Source organism: Vibrio sp. 970 (assembly GCF_033339075.1).
In genome coordinates this window covers 1-578 of record NZ_JAWOTW010000603.1, presented here as the reverse complement: position 1 = coordinate 578, position 578 = coordinate 1, and the positions used below count along the sequence as shown (strand labels likewise).

The 578-nt window shown below is 47.9% G+C and carries 1 protein-coding gene; it reads left to right on the top strand.

Annotation, left to right across the window (positions count from 1 at the left end):
- Window positions 1–578, top strand: a 578-nt coding sequence (locus tag R7Q11_RS28125) for a PhoX family protein (RefSeq protein ID WP_225467222.1), incomplete at both ends; no start/stop codon positions are given.

Here is a 578-nt window from a genome sequence, read left to right as displayed (position 1 = left end):
AGCGATAACAAGCCTTTTGAAGAAGTACTAGAAGCGAGTCTATCTCGTCGTAGCATCTTAAAAGGTGGCCTTGGTATCAGCGCAATGACTGCATTTGGTGCTTTTGGATTGGCGGGTTGTAACTCTTCGAGCTCTGGCACGTCGGCAAGTAACGGTTCTGGCGTTTCGAAAGCGGTACTTAACTTTGACTCAATTCCTGGCTCGTTGACTGATGCCGTTTCTATTCCACAGGGTTATATCGCTCAGGTACTGGTACCTTGGGGTACACCGCTGAATGCTCAAGGCAGCGCGTGGAAAAATGATGGCAGCAATACCAGCTCAGACCAACTTAACGCGTTGGGCATGCACCATGATGGCATGCACTTTTTCCCATTAAATGACAGTACGACCGACGGCCTGCTTTGCATCAACCATGAATACATTGATACATCAGCACTGCATCCAAACGGTCCAACAGTTGCGAATGGCGTTCGCACAATAGTTGATGAAGTTCGCAAAGAGATTAACGCTCACGGCGTTTCCGTTGTTCGTATTCAGCTAGAAGACAATATGTGGAAATTGGTGGATACCGATCCGCT